The organism is Pollutimonas thiosulfatoxidans, from assembly GCF_004022565.1.
GTDB lineage: Bacteria > Pseudomonadota > Gammaproteobacteria > Burkholderiales > Burkholderiaceae_B > Pusillimonas_D > Pusillimonas_D thiosulfatoxidans.
In genome coordinates this window covers 1,892,302-1,909,720 of sequence record NZ_CP022987.1, presented here as the reverse complement: position 1 = coordinate 1,909,720, position 17,419 = coordinate 1,892,302, and the positions used below count along the sequence as shown (strand labels likewise).

Annotated in this window: 14 protein-coding genes and 1 tRNA gene; 8 read left to right on the top strand and 7 right to left on the bottom strand. The window is 60.4% G+C overall.

The features are described from left to right. The first annotated feature begins 28 nt into the window (after positions 1-28). The 3 genes from CKA81_RS09185 to CKA81_RS09175 are packed head-to-tail and all read left to right on the top strand — an operon-like array spanning position 29 to position 3,430. Complete coding sequence (locus CKA81_RS09185) at positions 29-1,921, top strand: ABC transporter permease (protein WP_128354989.1); 1,893 nt, start codon at positions 29-31, stop codon at positions 1,919-1,921. Then, positions 1,908-2,684: an ABC transporter ATP-binding protein gene (locus tag CKA81_RS09180; protein ID WP_128354988.1), complete on the top strand. Its 777-nt coding sequence runs from the start codon at positions 1,908-1,910 to the stop codon at positions 2,682-2,684. Before CKA81_RS09185 ends, CKA81_RS09180 begins: the two co-directional genes overlap by 14 nt. Continuing rightward, positions 2,681-3,430, top strand: a complete 750-nt coding sequence (locus CKA81_RS09175) for an ABC transporter ATP-binding protein (RefSeq protein ID WP_128354987.1) — start codon at positions 2,681-2,683, stop codon at positions 3,428-3,430. The genes CKA81_RS09180 and CKA81_RS09175 overlap by 4 nt, the downstream gene beginning before the upstream one ends. Positions 3,431-3,440: 10 nt before the next feature. On the opposite strand, the gene CKA81_RS09170 is transcribed toward CKA81_RS09175, so the two are convergent. Continuing rightward, positions 3,441-6,995, bottom strand: coding sequence for an indolepyruvate ferredoxin oxidoreductase family protein (locus CKA81_RS09170; RefSeq protein WP_128354986.1), 3,555 nt, complete (start codon positions 6,993-6,995; stop codon positions 3,441-3,443). 54 nt (positions 6,996-7,049) lie between these two features. After that, positions 7,050-8,351 (bottom strand): phospholipase A, encoded by a 1,302-nt coding sequence (locus CKA81_RS09165; protein WP_128354985.1) that lies wholly within the window; start codon positions 8,349-8,351, stop codon positions 7,050-7,052. A gap of 200 nt (positions 8,352-8,551) precedes the next feature. Between CKA81_RS09165 and CKA81_RS09160 the strand changes: the two genes are divergently transcribed. Together CKA81_RS09160 and iaaH are read left to right on the top strand one after the other, a co-directional pair. Continuing rightward, positions 8,552-8,628: transfer RNA gene (locus CKA81_RS09160), tRNA-Arg, on the top strand. A 21-nt stretch (positions 8,629-8,649) separates the two neighbouring features. Next, positions 8,650-10,122 carry an indoleacetamide hydrolase gene (gene iaaH, locus CKA81_RS09155; protein WP_128354984.1) on the top strand — a complete coding sequence of 491 codons (1,473 nt, stop codon included), beginning with the start codon at positions 8,650-8,652 and terminating at the stop codon, positions 10,120-10,122. On the opposite strand, the gene CKA81_RS09150 is transcribed toward iaaH, so the two are convergent. The 4 genes from CKA81_RS09150 to CKA81_RS09135 all read right to left on the bottom strand — a co-directional run bounded on the left by CKA81_RS09150 (position 10,113) and on the right by CKA81_RS09135 (position 13,460). After that, entirely contained in the window at positions 10,113-11,072 is a 960-nt protein-coding gene (locus CKA81_RS09150; protein ID WP_128356708.1) for a rhodanese-like domain-containing protein, read from the bottom strand. The two genes, iaaH and CKA81_RS09150, sit on opposite strands and share 10 nt — an antisense overlap. 68 nt (positions 11,073-11,140) lie before the next feature. Further along, positions 11,141-11,848 carry a pirin family protein gene (locus tag CKA81_RS09145; protein ID WP_128354983.1) on the bottom strand — a complete coding sequence of 236 codons (708 nt, stop codon included), beginning with the start codon at positions 11,846-11,848 and terminating at the stop codon, positions 11,141-11,143. A gap of 16 nt (positions 11,849-11,864) precedes the next feature. Then, positions 11,865-12,818 (bottom strand): glutathione S-transferase family protein, encoded by a 954-nt coding sequence (locus CKA81_RS09140; RefSeq protein WP_128354982.1) that lies wholly within the window; start codon positions 12,816-12,818, stop codon positions 11,865-11,867. 63 nt (positions 12,819-12,881) lie between these two features. Further along, on the bottom strand, positions 12,882-13,460 hold the full coding sequence (locus CKA81_RS09135; protein ID WP_128354981.1) for a YceI family protein: 579 nt from the start codon (positions 13,458-13,460) through the stop codon (positions 12,882-12,884). A gap of 129 nt (positions 13,461-13,589) precedes the next feature. On the opposite strand from CKA81_RS09135, the gene CKA81_RS09130 reads away from it, so the two are divergent. The 3 genes from CKA81_RS09130 to CKA81_RS09120 all read left to right on the top strand — a co-directional run bounded on the left by CKA81_RS09130 (position 13,590) and on the right by CKA81_RS09120 (position 16,039). Beyond that, positions 13,590-14,522, top strand: a complete 933-nt coding sequence (locus tag CKA81_RS09130; RefSeq protein ID WP_128354980.1) for a LysR family transcriptional regulator — start codon at positions 13,590-13,592, stop codon at positions 14,520-14,522. A gap of 78 nt (positions 14,523-14,600) precedes the next feature. Beyond that, positions 14,601-15,815, top strand: a complete 1,215-nt coding sequence (locus CKA81_RS09125; protein ID WP_128354979.1) for a S8 family peptidase — start codon at positions 14,601-14,603, stop codon at positions 15,813-15,815. 2 nt (positions 15,816-15,817) lie between these two features. Next, entirely contained in the window at positions 15,818-16,039 is a 222-nt protein-coding gene (locus tag CKA81_RS09120; RefSeq protein ID WP_128354978.1) for a hypothetical protein, read from the top strand. Here the strand turns inward: CKA81_RS09120 and CKA81_RS09115 are convergent. After that, complete coding sequence (locus tag CKA81_RS09115; RefSeq protein WP_128354977.1) at positions 16,032-17,258, bottom strand: trans-sulfuration enzyme family protein; 1,227 nt, start codon at positions 17,256-17,258, stop codon at positions 16,032-16,034. The genes CKA81_RS09120 and CKA81_RS09115 overlap by 8 nt on opposite strands. Positions 17,259-17,419: the final 161 nt, after the last annotated feature.

Below are 17,419 nucleotides of genomic sequence, written 5' to 3'. Positions count from 1 at the left end.
ATACGGCGCCTTAGGGCGCCGTCAAATTATGAACCTGACCGGTTTTATTGTTCAGTTCCTCAATGGCCTGGCGGAGGCCTCGTCGCTGTTCATGGTGGCCGCCGGCCTGACCCTGATTTTCGGCGTCACCCGTATTGTGAATTTTGCGCATGGGTCGCTGTACATGTTGGGCATCTACATTGCCTATTCCATCGTGCAATATACGGGCGGCGGTGTATTGGGGTTCTGGGGCAGTATCCTGGCCGCCGCCCTGCTGGTGGCGGCGCTGGGCGCGCTGATCGAGATCTTGCTGTTGCGGCGCATTTACCATGCGCCGGAGATGTTCCAGTTATTGGCCACTTTCGCCCTGGTGCTGGTCTTCAATGACATGGCACTATGGCTTTGGGGCCCGGACGATCTGCTCGGCCCGTTGGCGCCGGGGCTGGAAGGCGCCGTCCCGCTGTTCGACCGCTATCTGCCGCTGTATGACCTGGTCCTGATGGTGCTGGGGCCACTGGTCCTGCTGGTGTTGTGGCTGATGCTGACGCGCAGCCGCTGGGGCACCCTGATACGCGCCGCCACACAAGATCGCGACATGCTGGGGGCGCTGGGCGTAAACCAGGCTTGGCTGTTTACCGGGGTTTTCGCACTGGGCGCTGGCTTGGCCGCGCTGGGTGGTGCCCTGCAACTGCCCCGCCAGCCGGCCAGCCTGATGCTGGACCTCAGCTTGATTGGTGATGCCTTCGTGGTGGTTGTGGTGGGCGGCATGGGTTCGATACCCGGCGCCTACTTGGCAGCGCTGATCATTGCCCAACTGAAGGCGCTGTGTATTGGTCTGGGTATCGTTGAATTTGCCGGCATCACCATCGCCTTTCCCAAGTTGACCCTGGTCGTTGAGTTCATTTTCATGGCACTCGTGCTGGTGTTTCGTCCCTGGGGACTTTGCGGCAAGCCGCTGGCGATGGCGCGCGGCAGCGGCGAGCAGCATCCACCCTTGCGCTCGCCCACCACGGCATTTCACGTATTTGCCGTGGTGCTGATTGCCGTTTTTGCCATCTTGCCCTTGCTGTCCGGCATGTTTCCCTATGCGGCTGTGCTGGCACAAGATATGTTGGTCGCCATGCTGTTTGCCGTCAGCCTGCACTTCATGATGGGCCTGGGCGGGATGCCCTCTTTTGGGCATGCGGCTTACTTTGGTATTGGCGCGTATGCCGCCGCCATGCTGTTCAAGTCGGCGGGCTTGGGCATGATGGGTTCTTTCGTCGCCGCGCCTGTGGTGGCTGCGATCGCGGCGCTGGTGTTCGGCTGGTTTTGCATACGCCTGACCGGCGTGTACCTGGCCATGTTGACGCTGGCGTTTGCGCAAATCGTGTGGTCTGTGGTCTACCAATGGGATGACGTTACAGGCGGCTCAAACGGGATTGTCGGTATCTGGCCCGAAGCCTGGCTTTCGGGCACGGCGTATTACTACTTCACCTTGGCCATCGTGGTGCTGGCCATCCTTGTCGTCAGACGCATGGCTTACGCGCCATTTGGCTATGTGTTGCGTGCCGTGCGCGACTCAGCCCTGCGAGCAGATGCCATTGGCGTACATACGAAGGGCGTTCAATGGACCGCCTTCATCGTGGCCGGAACATTTGCCGGCCTGGCCGGTGCGCTTTACGTTTTCTCCAAAGGCAGTACGTCGCCGGAGGTCATTACGGTGGGCAAGTCGGTTGATGGCCTGGTCATGGTTTTGTTGGGTGGCATACAAACGCTGTTCGGACCCGTAGTGGGGGCTGCCATCTTTACCCTGATGCAAGACTACTTCGTGGGAATCACAGAGTACTGGCGAGCCTTGTTCGGCGCGGTGATTTTGTTGATCGTGTTGGCATTTCCGCAAGGCATTGCCGGATATGCGGGTGGTTTGCTGGCAACCAGGAGGCAACATGGCTCTCCTTGAAGTACGTGGCCTGGTCAAGCGGTTCGGCGGCAATACTGCGGTTGATGATATCGGGTTTGATCTGCACGAGGGCGAGCTGCTGGCGCTGATCGGGCCGAACGGAGCCGGCAAGTCCACCACCTTCAATATGGTCGGCGGGCAATTGCCCGCTACCCGCGGTTCCGTGAAGTTGCAGGGCACAGAGCTGCTGGGCATGCCGTCGCGCAAGATCGCCCGTTTGGGGGTCGGACGCAGCTTCCAGATTGCCGCTACCTTTCCCTCGCTGACTGTGCTTGAGAATGTGCAAACGGCCTTGATCGCGCATCGCAGAAAGGTTTATTCGTTCTGGCGCTCCGCCCGCGACCTGTATGTGCAAGAGGCCAGGGCGCTGCTGCAACAGGTCGGCATGAGCGAGCAGGCCACGCGACCTTGCAAGGAACTGGCCTACGGCGATGTGAAGCGTGTGGAATTGGCGATGAGTCTGGCCGGAAGCCCGCGCTTGCTGCTGATGGACGAACCCACTGCCGGCATGGCGCCTGCCGAGCGCAATGCCTTGGTGGGTCTGGTAAAGAAACTGGTCCGGGAACGCAACATGGCTGTGCTGTTCACCGAGCACAGCATGGACGTCGTGTTTGCTTACGCCGACCGCGTGATTGTGCTGGCTCGGGGCCAGTTGATAGCCCAGGGCAGTGTCGAGGAAGTGCGCCGTCACCCCAAAGTGCAGGAGGTGTATTTCGGCACCGGTCGCAGTTTTCAGGATGCCAATAAGGAAACCTTGCCATGAGCACCGTAACGGAACCTCAGGGCGCGCCCTTGTTGGCCGTGGATGGGCTTAATGCCTGGTATGGCGCTGCACACATCTTGCATGACATAGGCCTGGAAGTCAGGCGCGGCGAAGTCGTGGCCTTGATGGGGCGCAACGGGGCGGGCAAGTCGACCACACTGAAGTCCATCATGGGCCTGCTGCCGTCCCGTGTGGGCCGGCTGCAATTCATGGGGCATGCCATAGACCGACTGCAGCCTTATCAAATAGCCAGGCTGGGCCTGGGCTACGTGCCGGAAGATCGGCGTGTTTTCACTGAGCTGACAGTACGCGAAAACCTGATGACAGGACGGCAGGCCGAACGCGTCTGGCCCGATGGTGGCGCGGGGCTGAACTGGTCGCTGGACGCGGTGCTTGAGCTGTTTCCCAACCTGGCCGACATGCAGCATCGGCAGGCCGGCACGCTTAGCGGCGGCGAGCAGCAGATGCTGACGGTAGCGCGCACCCTGATGGGCAATCCCTTCGTGCTGCTGCTGGACGAGCCCTCGGAAGGTGTTGCGCCACTTATCATCGAACAGATGGCCGAGATGATCTTGGCACTGAAGGCGCGCGGCGCAAGCGTCTTGCTGTCCGAGCAAAACATTCATTTTGCGGCCTGGGTATCAGACCGCGCCTACGTGCTCGAGAAGGGCCAGATTCGCCACACCTCGACCATGGCCGCATTGCAAGACAACGTGCAGATCCGGCAAGCCTATCTGGCCTTGTAGGGCCCCGCTTTCAGGCCACCTTGTCCAGCGGCGCAGCTTGCCGATAGCTGTCCAGCAACTGATCTCGCCGCTGCGCGGCAGCTTGCATGTTGCGCTCTTTGATGTGGCCAAAGCCGCGGATATCGTCCGGCAACTTCGCAAGCTCGATGGCGGCGGCCAGGTTCTGGTGAGTCAGGCTGCGTTTGAATTCGTCGATGAGGTCAAAGTAGTCGGCGATAAGCTGCCTTTCCTGACGGCGCTCGTGGGTCTTGCCGAAGAGATCCAGCGGCGTGCCGCGTAGCCCTTTAAACCGTGCGAGCACCTTGAAGGCCGACATGATCCAGGGGCCGTACTTGCGTTTGATCAGTTCGCCCTTGTCGTTCTTTTTCGAAAACAGCGGCGGCGCCAAGTGAAAGTGCAACTGGTAGTCCTTGCCGGGTTCGCCGTCGAACTGGGCACGCAGCTTATCTGTGAAAGCCGGGTCGGCATACAAGCGCGCGACCTCGTACTCGTCCTTGTATGCCATCAGCTTGGCCAGGTTGGCCGCTACGGCGCGGGTCAGGGGCAAGCGGTCGCGGCCTGTCAGGGCGGTTTCCTTCTCGCGTATGCCTTGCACCGCGTCCAGATAGCGCTGAGCATACCTGGCGTGCTGATAATCGGTGAGCCAAACACGGTTGCGTTCGAGGGTGGCAGTGAGCGTTTCCGGCATGGAGATAAGTTGCGCAGTCGCAGGCGTGCCGGCAGGCATAAGGGCTGACGCGCCCAGATGTGCCGCCGCGCGGCCCCACTCGAATGCGATCCGGTTGTTCTCGATCATGACGCCATTCAGTTCAATAGCGCGCATCAGGCTGTCGTGGGATAGCGGGATCCAGCCTTGTTGCCAGGCATAGCCCAGCAGCAAGGGGTTGGCATAGATGGCGTCGCCCAGCACATGCAGCGCCAGGGCGTTGGCGTCCAGGAACTGGCACAAGCTGCCCATGGCGTCGGACAGCAAGCGTTCGGATGAGGCGGCGGGGAATTCCCATTTGGGGTTGTGGATGAACTGGGCCGTGGGGATGCGTGCGGTGTTGATGGCAGCCCGCGTCAGGCCATTCTGGGCCCGTGACAAGACGTCGCTGGCTGTGGAAACAATGGCGTCGCAACCAATAATGACTTGCGCTTCACCCGTGGCGACGCGCGTGGCGTGGATGTCATCCGGTTGATGGGCGATCTGCACATGGCTTAACACTGCGCCGCCTTTCTGCGCCAGGCCGGCCATATCGAGCACCGTTACGCCTTTGCCTTCCAGGTGCGCCGCCATGCCGAGCAGGCCGCCGATGGTAACCACGCCCGTGCCGCCTATGCCGGTAACCAGAATACCGTAGGTGTCGGCAATGGCAGGAAGCTCGGGCTGGGGCAATGCCACATCGGGCAAGGCGGCTTTTCCGGCTTGCTTGTCGGGCCGGCGCAACTGCGCGCCTTCGGCTGTAATAAAGCTGGGACAGAAGCCGTTGACGCAGGAAAAATCCTTATTGCAGGAAGACTGATTGATCTTGCGCTTGACGCCTAGCGGTGTCTGTAGTGGCTCGACCGACAGGCAGTTGGATTTGACCGAGCAATCGCCACAGGCTTCACAGACCGTATCGTTGATGAACACGCGTCGCGCCGGATCCGGGTAGGTGCCGCGCTTGCGGCGCCGGCGCTTCTCGGTGGCACAGGTCTGATCGTAGACCAGGACGGTCGTGCCTTCGACTTCGCGCAGTTCACGCTGTACGCGATCGAGTTCATCGCGGTGATACACGGGTGGGTTGCCCACCAGCTTCATGCCTTGGTATTTTTCGGGTTCGTCGGTAACCACGACGACCTTGCGGGCGCCTTCGGCATGCACCTGGGCGATCACATCGGTGACCTTCAGGATGCCGTCCACCGGCTGTCCGCCTGTCATGGCCACGGCGTCGTTGTAGAGTATTTTGTAGGTAATGTTGGCGTTGGCCGCAATGGCGGCCCGGATTGCCAGGATGCCGGAATGGAAATACGTGCCGTCGCCCAGATTGGCAAAAACATGCTTTTCAGTTGTGAAGGACTTTTGGCCTATCCACGCTGCGCCTTCGCCGCCCATATGGCTGAAGGTTGCCGTGTTGCGGTCCATCCAGATGCTCATGTAGTGGCAGCCTATGCCCGCCAAGGCGCGCGAGCCTTCCGGCACGCGGGTGGAGGTATTATGCGGACAGCCGGAACAAAACCAGGGCTTGCGATCGGTCGTTACCGTGGGCGTGTTCAGCTCTCGTTCTTTGGCATCGATGATGGCGATACGTGCGGCGATGCCGGCGCGCACTTGCGCCGGCAACTGGAATTGCTCGAGCCGCCGCGCGATGGCCTTGGCGATCAATGCCGGCGAGAGCTCCCCGCGCGCGGGCAGCAGCCACTGGCCGCGCGGAACCGACCACTCGCCGCCGGCATTGTCTTTTTCGTCGAACTTGCCATAGACCCTGGGGCGTACGTCGTCGCGCCAGTTGTATAGCTCTTCCTTCAGTGCGTACTCGAGGATCTGGCGTTTTTCTTCGACCACCAGGATTTCGTCCAGGCCTGTTGCGAACTCGCGGGCATCTTGGGCGTTAAGCGGCCAGACGCAGCCGACCTTCATCAGCCGTATGCCTATTTGTGCACAGGTCTCTTCGTCCAGGCCCAGGTCGGCCAGGGCCTGGCGTGTATCCAGATAAGCTTTGCCGGCAGTCATGATGCCCAGGCGTGGCTGGGGCGCATCGATGACGATGCGGTTAAGCTTGTTTGCCCGCGTATAGGCCAGTGCTGCATACCACTTGTAGTCGATCAGCCGCGCCTCTTGCACCAGTGGAGGATCGGGCCAACGTATGCTCAGGCCATCGGGTGGGAGGATGAAGTCCTGCGGGATGACGATGCGCGCCCGGTCCGGATCGATGTCGACGGATGCCGTAGACTCGACGACCTCGGTGACGCATTTCATGGCGACCCACAGCCCCGAGTAGCGGCTCATGGCCCAGCCATGCAGGCCGTAATCCAGGTATTCCTGCACATTGGCGGGATAGAGCACCGGTATGCCGGCCGCCTGGAAGTCATGTTCGGACTGGTGTGCGACAGTTGACGATTTGGCGCCGTGGTCGTCTCCGGCCAGCAGCAACACCCCGCCATGGGGCGAGGTGCCCGCCGAGTTTGCATGCTTGAAAACGTCCATGGACCGGTCCACGCCCGGTCCTTTGCCGTACCACATGCCAAAGACGCCGTCGCGCGTGGCGTCGGGGTAGAGCGTGACCTGTTGCGTGCCCCAGACCGAGGTCGCGGCCAGGTCTTCGTTCAGGCCCGGCTGAAAGACGATGTCGTTGTCCGCCAGGTGCGTCTTGGCTTTCCAGAGGGCCTGGTCCAGCGCGCCTAGTGGCGAGCCGCGGTAACCGGAAATGAAGCCGGCGGTGTTCAGACCGGCGCGCCGGTCGCGCGCCTTCTGCAACATGGGAAGCCGTACCAAGGCTTGAGTGCCGCTCATGTAGGCGCGGCCTTTCTCCAGGGTGTACTTGTCGTCGAGTGTCACCGTGCCGAGTGCCGACAGCACCGCCTGATCAAGGGGAGCGTTCATCGGGTCAGTCTCCTGTAGAAGGATGTTCTATGGTCCCGACTAGTGTAGGTGCTTTCAAGGCACCAGGGAAATGCCCAGACGCACTTGAGGGTCGCTTTTCTGCTTGTAGCCCAATATGGTCTCGCCATAGCCCTCAAAATACTGCACATGCAGGTAGCCGTTCATGTTGAGGAAGGTGCGGCGCAAGGGCCAGGCCGCTTCAACCTGTGCGGTATGCCGGCCTTTGTGGCCTTGTCGATACATGCCCGACAGGACCAGCCCGTTGTCCTGCGCCCAGCGCAGCTTCCAGTCGACATGCCCGGCATAGTCGGGATAGTCGGCGTTGTTGCGCATGGAGAAATAGCTCTTCAGGCGCGGAGCGAAGGTCAGTGTGCTGCCGCCATCGAAGCGGTAGTTGAACTCGGGCTGTATGTAGGCGAAATTCAAGGAGCGCGAATCGTCGCCGCTCTTGCCGTTGGACTCATGCTCTACACCAGACTGCAGCCCCATGAACCAGTCTTTCTGTTCTGCCTGCCACAAGGCGTCCTTGCGCCAGAACAGGCTGGGCTTGAACGAAGTGTCGATGAAAGGGTGCGACTCGGAGTGCAAATCCCACAGCGCCGTCTGGGTGTAGCCCAGATAAATGTTGTCGGAGAAGTCCGGGTTCATCGGGTCGTCGGGCGTGAAGATCCGGTACTTGAAGCTGACCTGGTAGCGAGCATTGCGGCCGCCCTTGTTGCCTACGTCGAAATAGATGGGCTCGTACGGCGAAATGGCGCTGCGGAAGTTGTCGAACGCAGATGACGGCGCCTTCAGACTTTGGGTGGAGTTGATTGCTGGCCCAGAACTTACCGACGCTCCTGTTGCGGCAACCACGTTGGCCGGAAGAGGGGGGTCGCTTAAACCTGTGCCCTGGGCCGCACCCGCATCAACTACAGGCCCGATGGCTCGGGTCCCGGCTATCGAGCTGTTTTCCAGCGGGCTGGTATCCAGCGCCAACAAGGTGGGCTGGCCCTCGATGTTAAGCGCCTGCAACCCGGTGATGCCGGTGGGGACCACAGCTTTCCATGACAGTTTCACAAAATTGTTTACCGGCACATTCAGCGGCGTCCGAGCCTGTTCCAGATACGCGAGAGTGCGCACTGCCTGGCCTTGCGGGCCTCGCCACTGCAGAACGAGGTTTTGCGGCGGCGTCCAATCCATCAAGGTGTCGGAGTCGTTGAACAGCACTGCGCGTATGTTGATGGTCTCACCTGCAACCGCGTGGGTTTGCTGCAAGGAATAGGTGATGCCGGAGATCGCTACACCGGGCAAGGCGAGAAGGGCTGCGATGGTCGCCTGGGCGAATATATTGTTATAGCGGCGGACGTTGATCATGAAGCTGAGTGAATTGTTATTGGCAAAGGAAGAAACTGTAGCACCAGTCTTGTACGCGCTCGCTACCTAATGTAAGCATGTTGCGCAGCGGCCTCGAGCAGCAATCACCATGCCGCTGTTTGATCTGTAAGCTGGCGACGCTACAGGCTTTTTTCGGTATCGGGGCCACGGGGTAAAATGCGGCGTTGCAGTGCACACAAGCGGCAGTAGCTCAGCTGGATAGAGCACGGGCCTTCTAAGCCCGGGGTCGGGGGTTCGAGCCCCTCCTGCCGCGCCATGGTTACTTCGAGGCAAGCAAATGGAAAACCCCATTCTCCCGTCCATCGACGCAACACAGCAACTGGCTTTGAGCGCCTCCGAGGCGGTCGCTGCCATCGCCAGCGGCAGACTCAGTGCCGAGGCGTACGTGACCACACTGCTGGACCGCGCCGAACAACAGGCCTCCTTGGGCAGCATCATCGCCTTGGACCGGGAGGGCGCGTTGGCTCAGGCGCGCCGCGTCGACACAGCACGGGCGGCGGGACAGGCACTGGGGCCCTTGGCTGGCCTGCCCATCATCATCAAAGACAACATCAACACCGCCGGCCTGCCAACGACAGGCGGCACGCCGGCGCTGCAGCATTTCCGTCCAGCAGCTAACGCCCCAGTGGTGCAATCCCTGGTCGATGCAGGCGCCATCATTTTGGGCAAGTCCAACTTGCACGAACTGGCCTTTGGCATCACCACAACCAATTTCTCGTCCTTTGCGGGCGTAGCCCGAAATCCCTACGATCCTGCGCGTATCGCGGGCGGGTCGTCGGGCGGTACCGGAGCGGCCATCGCCGCCCGTATTGTTCCTGCCGGCTTGGGTACGGACACCGGTGGCTCGGTTAGGGTGCCTTCAGCATTCAATGGGATCGCCGGCTTGCGCCCTTCAGTGGGCAATGGGGCGGAACAGCGGCGCTACTCGGGCCATGGTGTATTGCCGATAGCGCATACGCTGGACACGGTGGGGCCCATGGGGCGTACTGTTGCCGATGTAGCGCTGCTGGACGCCGTCGTAAGCGGCGCACAAGTGCCAGCACCCGCCGCCCTGACTGGCTTGCGTCTGGGCATCCCGGCCGCTTTCTGGGCCGGCCTGGAAGATGACGTCGCGGCCGCCATGCAGACCGCCAAAGACAAACTGTCTGCCGCCGGTGTGGCGTTTGTAGAGGTCGACATACCGGACGTCCTTGAGTTGGGCGCGCAGGTCGTGTTTCCGGTGGCCCTGCATGAGCCTATCCAGGATATACCGGCATACCTGCACACCTATGGCGCCACGGGCATCAGTTTGCAGAGCATAGCGGCGCAGATAGCCAGCCCTGACGTCAAGGCGACGTTCGACGGGCCCATCTTGAATGATGCCTTTGCTGACGCATACACAGTGGCCATTCAAGTGCACAGGCCTCAGTTGCAGAAGCTGTACGCAGACTGTTTCCAGGCTCACAAGCTGGACGCGCTGTTCTTTCCGACCACACCGGTTGCATCGGTTGCCATCGACTTCGAGCAAGGCTCGTCCACGCTGTCCATCAATGGCGGCCCGCCCGTCGACACCTTCGGCACAGTCACCCGCAATGCTGCGGCTGCATCTGCGGCGGGCTTGCCGGGGTTGGCGCTACCGGTGGGCATGACGCCCGGTGGCATGCCCGTCGGCGCAGAGCTGGATGGGCTGGTGGGCAGCGATCAAAAGCTGTTGTCTATCGGCATGGCAATCGAAGCCGTGCTGGGCTCTGTGCCGGCGCCTCAGTGCTGAATAAGAGGTAGGTCGCCCTGCAGTGGCGGCTCTGTATCGCCTTCGATCGAGTGTCCCGCATCCACCCAAGCCGCTATGCCGCCGGCCAGCGGCCGGACTCTGCCATAACCCTTTTGCATCAGCTGTTTTGCGACGACGGCCGCGGATGCGTCATTGGGACAATCGCAGTACACGATGACTTCGCTTGCTGGGACCTCGCTGCGTGCGATGTCTCCGGCGGTAAGGAAAATAGCGCCGGGAATCCGTCCCTGCCCCTGCGCAAGCGGCGATCGCACATCAACAATGATGGGGTGGTTTCCTGACTCCAGCATGTCGTGCAGTTCGGAGACGCTGACGCGCTCCATACTTAAAGATTTGATAAAGCGTTTGCGCTGCCACCACTTGTTGGCGACGAAAAGTGCCAGCGCGATGCCCAGCAGCAGCACGCCCAGCAGGCCCAGGTTGATCAGGACATCAAGCAGCTCGTCGACCGCCGTGCTGAACAGGGACCCCAGGTAAATGGCCGAGCCCGCCCATATTGCCGCGCCTATGCTGTCAAACAGCAGAAAACTTCTTTTGGGCGTTCCGACGGCGCCTGCAAGCACACTGGCAATCGATGCAAAGCCCGGAATGAACTTGGCCACCATTAAGGACGGCGGCCCCCAGCGCAGGTAAATGGATTCTGTTTGCCTGACGCATGAATCGGGCGACAGTGAAATACGACATAGCGTCGTAAGCATCTTGCGGCCATAACGTCGGCCGGCCAGATACCAGCCAAGGTCGGCAAGCAGCGCACCGAAGACGGCAACGCCCAGCAGGGCGAATGCGGAATAACCGCTGGTATCGAGTAGCGCGCCGGTGATGACCAGAATGGGGTAAGCGGGTATGGGTGCACCCGCCTGCTCCACAAGCACGTTAAGGAATACGATGGCAAGGCCGTATTCCTCGATAAGCTGCAATATGGATTGCATCATGGCATGCTTGGGTAACCCTGGGGCTTAGGTGCGTCGTACGTGGCTTTCGTTAAGTTTACCCGGCCTTAGTGCTGTGCAGGCAAATCGAACATCAGGATCTCGGCGTTTAGCGCCCCTGAAACAGTCACTTGTGGCTCGTTGACAAGTTTCAGGGCGTCACCCGCTTGCAATGCGATGCCGTTTACCATGATCGTGCCGCGGACCACATGCACATAGGCGCGCCGGCCTTCAGCGATGATGTGTTCCAGCGCGTCGTCGCCGTCGAGGATAGCTGCATACATATACGCGTCCTGGTGTATCAAGACCGACCCATCCCGCCCGTCGGGCGACGCGATAAGCCGCCATTGCCCTTGCTTGCTCGCAGGGTCGAAATACTTCTCTTCGTAGCTGGGGTCTATGTTGCGGACATTGGGTGCGATCCATATTTGCAGAAAGTGGACTGGATCGGACTGAGAATGATTGAATTCGCTATGGGCGACGCCGCTGCCGGCGCTCATGCGCTGGACATGTCCGTACTGGATGACCGACCCTGTGCCCATGTTGTCTTTATGCTCGAGCGCGCCATCAAGTACATAGGAAATAATTTCCATGTCCCGATGACTATGGGCGCCAAAGCCACGCCCGGGCTGTACGCGGTCTTCGTTGATGACCAATAATGGGCCGAAACCGGTGTGGCGGGGGTCGTGATAATTTGCGAACGAGAATGAGTGCCGCGAGCTTAACCAGCCATGTTCGGCGACACCGCGATCTTCACTTTTTCGGATTTCCAACATGCTTGCTCTCCTTTGATCAGTCCAGATTCAGTAGGGGCCCTGCCGGCACGATGCCGTTAGGGTTGATGCTGTGATGACTGCGGTAATAGTGCTGCTTGATATGATCGAAATTCACTGTCGATGCGACACCCGGCCATTGGTAGAGCTCGCGGGTGTAGCGCCACAAATTCGGGTAGTCGGCGATGCGTTTCAGGTTGCACTTGAAGTGACCGTGATAGACCGCATCGAAGCGAATCAGCGTGGTAAACAAACGCCAGTCAGCCTCGGTGACCACGTCGCCCAACAGATAGCGCTGCTGCCCCAATGTGGCTTCCAGCTTGTCGAGAGCCGCAAATAGCTGCTGGACTTCCTGTTCGTATACCGCTTGCTCGGTCGCAAAGCCGACCTTGTATACGCCGTTGTTGATGGCATCGTAGATTTCGGCATTGATGGCATCGATTTGCGGCAGCAGGTCTTGCGGCGCGTAGTCGCCTTCGCTGGCGCAGATGCCGTCGAATGCGGAATTGAACATGCGGATGATCTCCGACGACTCATTGCTGACTATCGTGTCGCGCTCAAGGTCCCACAGCACGGGAACGGTTACGCGTCCGCTATAGCCGGGTTGTGCCCGCAGATAGACTTCGTACAAATACTGGGCTTGGGCGACGGGATCGGCCACCACGCCGGGGCCGGGCTCGAAGGTCCAGCCGTTTTCTCCCATATAGGGGTGGACCACCGACACGCTGATCATCTGTTCCAGGCCTTTCAAGGCGCGCAGGATCAGTGTGCGATTGGCCCAGGGGCAGGCCAGGGAAACGTAAAGGTGGTAGCGGCCGGGCTCGGCGCGAAATCCACCCGTACCGCTGGGCCCGGGACGGCCATCAGCGGTGATCCAGTTGCGAAACTGCGCATCGCTGCGTATGAAACGTCCACCGGTGCTGGCTGTGTCGTACCACTGGTCTTGCCATTTTCCGTCTACGAGTAGTCCCATGATGACTCCTTGTCCTTGATGGCATGCCGGCATGGGCATGCGCTAGAAATTGATAGCGTTCGCTTATTCAACAATGGCTTCCAGGGCGATATCCAGCGTCACTTCGTCGCCCACTGCGGGGGCGTACATGCCGGCATTGAATTCGCTGCGCTTGATGACGCCGGTGGCACTGGCACCGACGGCGTCTTTCTCCAACATGGGGTGTGGGCCACTGAAGAACGAGTTCACGGTAAGGGTTATCGGCTTGGTAATGCCCTTGATGGTCAGGTCACCCTCGATGCTGATGGGCTGGTCGCCCTGGAAGTTGACTTTGGTGGACTTGAAGGTGGCCGTGGGGTAGGTGGCGGTGTCCAGGAAGTCCGTGCCCTGGATGTGCTCGTCGAACTCGTCAAAGCCGGTGTCGATGGAAGTCATGTCTATCGTGACGTCGACCTTGGCTTGCTTGGCTTCCTTGTCCAGTACGACGGTACCGGTGGTCTTGTTGAAGCGCAGTATTTGTTTGGACATCCCCATGTGATCGTAAGAAAAACGAGGGAAAGAGTGGGTGGGGTCCAGCACATAGGTTTGCGGGGCGGCGAGGGCCTGGCCAGCAAACAAGGTGGCAAAAGCGAGGGCAATGGCACTGGCGTTAGTACGTATCATGATGGGGGTGTCCTTGTAAGAGTCTAGCGATGCATCCACTGTAAGGCTTCCTGGATAAACAATAAATAGATAGAATAGTCATGATCTATTCCGATATATGGAATAATGTGTTTTTTCGCAGGAGCGATCATGGATCAGTTGGTAGCGATGCAGGTGTTCGAGCGTGTAGCGGACGAAAGCGGCTTTGCCGCGGCGGCGCGGGCGATGGATATGTCTCCGCCCGCTGTCACGCGCGTGATTGCCGAGCTCGAAGCCTATCTGGGCACGCGCCTGTTTCAGCGCACCACGCGCAAAGTGTCGCTTACAGAAGCGGGTCAGGCTTATCTCGGTCGAGTTCGCCAGATTCTGCAGGACGTCCAGGAAGCCGATGCCGTGGCCAGCGCGCATACCAACACGCTGGTCGGTCAACTGCGGGTCCATACAGAGCCTGTCCTGGCCAGTTATGTGATCGCCCCCATGCTTGCCGAATTTCGCCGCGCTCATCCGGGTATTGTGGTTGATATCGAGGTCGAGGCGCACCGGGATCCTCCTATCGAAGATTTTGACGTCACCCTGATGGGTACCGATGTCAGTTTCAATGCCGATATCGTTGCCCGCAAGATCATCGAGTCCGATGTCATTCTTGTTGCCTCGCCGTCTTATATAAACCGTCGCGGCGCCTTGAAGGTGCCGCAGGATCTCACCCAGCACGATTGCCTGCGTCTCAGAAGGCCGGACAGGCCGTTGCGCGCATGGAAGATGTGGTCCGCCGGAAAGCCGCGGCGTGTGGTGGAGCTCAATGTCGATCCGGTGCTTATTGCCAACCATACTGACACGCTGTTGCGCGCCGCCCTGGATGGGGCCGGTATTACATCCATATCGCTCGATATTGTGGCGCCGTATTTGGCGCGCGGCGATCTGGTCCGAGTACTGCATCCCTGGATCAACGGGCGGCTGGCGATGTATGCGGCGCTGCCCAGCCGCAAGTTCATTCCGGAGCGTACCCGTGTGTTCCTGGATTATCTCGCCCAGCACACCCGCGCGCAAAATGACCAAGCCTTGAAGGTCTTCGCCGTTTCCTAGTCGACCAAACATTCCGGCGCGCACACCGCCGGGCTGGCGTGCTATTGTCAAGTATCCTCATGTCGACGAGAGGACTTCATGCCGAACACCCAGCAAGCGACGACAGGCCGTTACCTGGTATTGTTGCGCACAGACCGACCCCAAGAAAGTGCCAAGAGGCTGTCTGACCTGGCCCAGGTCAGCATCGCATCGGTTGGCGAGCGCGAAAGCGGCAAGGCAGGTGCCCTGCAAGAACACTGCGCCCTGGTTTTTGATCATATCGGTGTGGCGCTGATACGTTGCACGCCAGACAGGCTGCAACGCGTCACAGACGCGGTGGCGGCCAACGATAGCGCCATCCTCGCCATCGAACCCGAGCGCACGGTCTACGCCATTTCGGCCCATGCCGGCGTCACAGCAATGCTGGGCGATACCGGCGGCGACGAGTCTGGATCGCCATGGGGCGTCCAGGCGGTCGGAGCGGCCAGTTCTCCCTATACCGGCAAGGGCATACGCATTGCAGTGCTCGATACCGGGCTGGACCTGCGCCATCCCGACTTCGCAAGCCGGGCCATCACTGCACGTTCCTTTATTGACGGCCAGACGGTGCAGGATGCCCACGGGCACGGCACTCACTGCGCAGGGATTGCGGCGGGTCCGGCCGGCACGGACGCCCGCCCTCGTTATGGCGTGGCCAGTGGGGCCGAGCTGTATATCGGCAAGGTCCTGGGCGATGAAGGCAGCGGGGTGGACGGGGACATCCTGGAAGCCATGGACTGGGCCGTCGCAAACGGATGTCACATCGTTTCGATGTCGCTGGGCAGCTCGGTCGAGCCAGGGCAGGCTTATTCCACTATTTTCGAAGCGGTGGCCAAGCGGGCGCTGGCGGCGGGAACGCTTATCGTGGCTGCTGCCGGCAACGACAGCAGCCGTCCCGAAAAGATCGCGCCGGTGGGTCATCCGGCCAACTGCCCGTCCATCATGGCTGTGGCAGCTGTGGACCGGGATCTGCGAGTAGCGACATTTTCCAGCGGCGGCTTGCACGAGAACGGCGGCAAGGTTGATATCGCAGCGCCGGGTGTGGATATTCTGTCTGCCTGGCCCGAGCCGGAACAATACCGGACCATCAGCGGCACCAGCATGGCTGCACCGTTTGTCGCAGGCGTGGCGGCGCTTTATGCCGAGGCAGATTCCGCTGCGCGCGCCGACCGTCTTATGACGATACTGGCCCGGGGATCCCGGCATCTGGAAGACCCCGAGCGCGATATCGGCGCTGGTCTGGTGCAAGCGCCGCAAGCGGCTGAAAAGGCATAGCCATGGCTCAGATCAGACTGACAATACTCGTGCACGAGACCTGGCTGGATCGCTACCTGGATGTCGTGGAGCGCTGCAGGCAGGCGGGCATGAAGGTCGAAAAAGAACTGGCGACGCTGGGGGCAATTACGGGCTGCATCGAGCAAGACCGGCTTGCCACCCTGACCGATGTCGAAGGGGTATCGGCGGTGGAGCCGCAAAGAACCAGCCGTACCCTTAGGTAGCGCGTGCTACATCAGCGACGGCCAGCGCCTGCCCCAAATCGGCCTTCAGATCGTCGATATGCTCGATCCCCACTGACATCCGCACGAAATTGGGTTCGATGCCGGCGGCAATCATTTGTGCCGGCGTCATGGTTCCGGCCCACATTGCCGCCGTGTGCACGGCCAGCGTCTCGACCCCGCCCAGACTGACGGCGTGCGTGGCCAGCTTCAGTGCCGACACAAAGCGGCTGGTTGCATCGAAGTCGCCTTTTACCGAAAAGGCAATAACCGCGCCGTAGCCTTTCATTTGTTTTTTCGCCAAGGCATGTTGCGGATGGCTGGCCAGTCCTGGATAGAACACGGCCTGGATTTGTGGCTGGCTTTCCAGCCATTGAGCCAGAGCCAGTGCGTTGGCATTGATGCGCTCGACGCGCAAGGGCAAGGTGCGCATGCCGCGCAGCAATAGCCAGGCGTCCATGGGGGACAACACGGCGCCCAGTGTGGTGTGCATATCCCATATTTTTGCGGCGTGTTCGTTGCTGCAGCAGACGGCGCCAGCGGTAATGTCGTGGTGGCCGCCCAGGTATTTGGTTGCGCTGTGCACGACGATGTCTATCCCCAGCGTATGCGGCTTCTGATTCAGCGGCGACGCAAAGGTATTGTCTGCCACGGTAATAATGCCGCGGGGCTTGGCCAACCGGGCAACGGCGGCAAGATCAGTGAGCGACAGGGTAGGGTTGACCGGCGTCTCGACCATGATCAGGCGGGTGTTGGGACGGATGGCATCCGCCAGCGCCTGGGTATCGGTCTGATCCACAACGGTGTAGCTGACGCCGAAGCGCGGCAGCACTTCCTCGAACATGCGCGAGGTGCTCATGTAATGACGCTGCTGTGCGATCACGTGGTCGCCAGCAGAAACCAGCGCAAGCAAGGTCGTGCTGATGGCGCCCATGCCCGACGCCATCAGCAAGGCTGTTTCTGTCTCTTCCAGCTCGGCCAGCACGGCCTCGACGCGTTTGTGCACCGGATTGCCGTAACGCGTGTAAAAGCTTGGGGAGCGCGGAGTGTTTGCCATCTCGGCAAACTGCTCGGCGCTGTCGGCGCGAAAGGTGGCGCTGTAATGAATGGGCGGCACAACCGAACTGTCCGTCGCCAATGATGCGTCGCCATGCAGCACGGTGGTCTCATCGTGCCACGCTGCCGGGTCTTCATGCGAGGGGATGGGCGTTTCGGCCTTCATTACGTTTTCTCCAGTAAGTTTGCGCAGGGGGCTGGGGACAGCGCGCCCCAACGGCTAGGGCTTAATGATACGCCGCAGCCTGACCCTATTAGGGAAAACTATAGGAGGTGCAGGGTTTGCAGCCCGCTACGACTTCGCCATAATTATGAATTATGAGGTCG

Bases quoted from the DNA above. Each gene is read 5' to 3' on its own strand.
- CKA81_RS09185 (WP_128354989.1), top strand. From the start codon at position 29: ATGAACCTGACCGGTTTTATTGTTCAGTTCCTCAATGGCCTGGCGGAG.
- CKA81_RS09180 (WP_128354988.1), top strand. From the start codon at position 1,908: ATGGCTCTCCTTGAAGTACGTGGCCTGGTCAAGCGGTTCGGCGGCAAT.
- CKA81_RS09175 (WP_128354987.1), top strand. From the start codon at position 2,681: ATGAGCACCGTAACGGAACCTCAGGGCGCGCCCTTGTTGGCCGTGGAT.
- CKA81_RS09170 (WP_128354986.1), bottom strand. From the start codon at position 6,995: ATGAACGCTCCCCTTGATCAGGCGGTGCTGTCGGCACTCGGCACGGTG.
- CKA81_RS09165 (WP_128354985.1), bottom strand. From the start codon at position 8,351: ATGATCAACGTCCGCCGCTATAACAATATATTCGCCCAGGCGACCATC.
- iaaH (WP_128354984.1), top strand. From the start codon at position 8,650: ATGGAAAACCCCATTCTCCCGTCCATCGACGCAACACAGCAACTGGCT.
- CKA81_RS09150 (WP_128356708.1), bottom strand. From the start codon at position 11,072: ATGCAATCCATATTGCAGCTTATCGAGGAATACGGCCTTGCCATCGTA.
- CKA81_RS09145 (WP_128354983.1), bottom strand. From the start codon at position 11,848: ATGTTGGAAATCCGAAAAAGTGAAGATCGCGGTGTCGCCGAACATGGC.
- CKA81_RS09140 (WP_128354982.1), bottom strand. From the start codon at position 12,818: ATGGGACTACTCGTAGACGGAAAATGGCAAGACCAGTGGTACGACACA.
- CKA81_RS09135 (WP_128354981.1), bottom strand. From the start codon at position 13,460: ATGATACGTACTAACGCCAGTGCCATTGCCCTCGCTTTTGCCACCTTG.
- CKA81_RS09130 (WP_128354980.1), top strand. From the start codon at position 13,590: ATGGATCAGTTGGTAGCGATGCAGGTGTTCGAGCGTGTAGCGGACGAA.
- CKA81_RS09125 (WP_128354979.1), top strand. From the start codon at position 14,601: ATGCCGAACACCCAGCAAGCGACGACAGGCCGTTACCTGGTATTGTTG.
- CKA81_RS09120 (WP_128354978.1), top strand. From the start codon at position 15,818: ATGGCTCAGATCAGACTGACAATACTCGTGCACGAGACCTGGCTGGAT.
- CKA81_RS09115 (WP_128354977.1), bottom strand. From the start codon at position 17,258: ATGAAGGCCGAAACGCCCATCCCCTCGCATGAAGACCCGGCAGCGTGG.